Source organism: Actinosynnema sp. NPDC023658, from assembly GCF_040639995.1.
In the GTDB taxonomy this organism is placed as follows: domain Bacteria; phylum Actinomycetota; class Actinomycetes; order Mycobacteriales; family Pseudonocardiaceae; genus Actinosynnema.
This window is the reverse complement of sequence record NZ_JBFAAX010001045.1, coordinates 1-1,861: the sequence shown is the minus strand read 5'-3', so window position 1 is coordinate 1,861 and position 1,861 is coordinate 1. Positions and strand designations below refer to the sequence as shown.

At 72.4% G+C, this 1,861-nt stretch carries 1 protein-coding gene; it reads right to left on the bottom strand.

What is annotated here, in order from left to right; all coding sequences use genetic code 11:
- Positions 1 to 1,861: LamG domain-containing protein (locus AB0G02_RS37865; RefSeq protein WP_360804626.1), on the bottom strand; the 1,861-nt coding region annotated here is incomplete at both ends.

Genomic DNA, 1,861 nt, shown 5'->3' with positions numbered 1-1,861 from the left:
CCACTCGTACACCTTCGCCGCCGCCAGGTCCGCCGCGTAGACCAGCGGGGCGCCGTCGGCGTCGGCGGTGTGCGCGCCGAACACCCACCGGTTCAGCTCCGGCCGGTACTGCAGCACGTAACCGGAGTTGCGGTCGCCGTCCTGGCTGACCACCGTGGCCACCTGGTCGGCGCTCCGCAGCCGGACCCAGCCGGACACGCTGAAGCTGTCGTGCATGGGCACGTACGCCGGGTTGGTCAGCACGCCGGTGCCGTCGAGCACCGCCGCCTTCCCGGTGACACCGGGCCCGTAGGTGACGCCCGCGGTGACGACGGCGTCGTTCTTGCGCCAGGTCGAGTCGCGGGCCGTGCCCTCGTCGAACCGGTAGTAGCCCCAGTCACCGTCGAGGACGTCGTCGTGGACCTTGCGCACCTCGCCGTCGGACAGCACCTTGCCGTAGACCCGGACCTCGTCGACGGCGAGGTCGAAGAACGACGACGGGTTGCCGTTCCACTTCGCCCGGCCGATCGACATCGGCCCGGGAGCGGGCAGGATCGACACGCCCACCTGCGCGGCCGAGAGCAGGCCGTTCACGTACAGCCGCAACTGGTGCAGGCCGGCGTCGTACGACATGGCCAGGTGCGTCCACTCGCCCGAGTTCGCCGACTCGGTCGAGTTCAGGATCGTGATGGCCTGACCGGGGTCGTCCACGTCGGTGGTCGGCACGGTCACCGCCCACTTGTGGGCGGCCCCGTTGTACCCGAGCATGAACGAGCTGAGCCGGGTGCCGTCCTGCGCGATCACGGTCTGGTTGGCCGCACTGCCGTTGTTCAGGTAGACCCACGCCGCCGCGGAGAAGCTCCGCGCGGTGTCCACGACCGGCCCGTCGGTCTCCGCGTAGCCCGTGGAGCCGTTCAGCCGGAGCCCGGACGGGCCGCCCCGACCGCCGACCCAGACCGCGCCGCCCTTGAGCGAGGCGGTCATGCCGCGGCCGCTCGCGTCCTTGCCGATCGTCCCCGTGCCCTCGTCGAACCCCCAGGCCGCCGCGTCGGGCGTCGGCAGCGTCGCCGGGGCCGTCTCCGCCGGGTAGGAGTGGAACAGCGCGGACACCCGGACCTTGTCCAGCAGGCCGGTGTACATCCGGACGTCGTCCACGTCCCCGACCCACTGCTCGGCGGCCTTGCCCGCCACCTTGCCGCGGCCGACCACCAGGCCCGCGTCCGCCGGCGGTCGCCACGGCGAGTTCAGCGTGCCGTCACCGACGCGCGTCCCGTTGACGTAGAGCCAGATCTTCCTGGTCGCGGGGTCGTGCACGCCCACCAGGTGGGTCCACCTGTCCAGGTCGGACTGGATCACCGACACCGCCGCCTGCGTCACCGGCGCCGCGGCCGTGTCCGACTCCGGCATCTCGAAGCTCCACACCCCGAACGGGTGGTTGGGCTCCCGCACGTGCCCCAGCTTGAACTTGCTGGCGCTCGTGCCGTCCACGGTGACCGCGTCCATCTTGCAGCCGCCCGGGTTGGCCCGGAAGTCGCACGACTTGTCCGGCAGCCGAACCCACGCCGACACCGTGAACGCCTGGTCGGTCCGCACGTCCAGGCCGGTCGTGGTGACCGCGTCCGTGCCGCCGCGCAGCGCCACCGCGTTGCCCACCCGGCCCGGGACGAACGCGGCGCCACCGGTCAGCGTGCCGCCCCGGGAGCCGATCGAGTCGGCGGCGTTGCGCCCGGAGGACTCGTCGAACTGGTAGTCGTGCACCAGCGACAGGTCCCGGCCCGCCATCGCCTGGATCTCCGACGCGAACAGCGTCCGGGAGTACCCGGCCACGTCGTCGATCGCGCCGGTGAAGTACACCACCCGCCCGCCGGCCCACTTGGCCCGG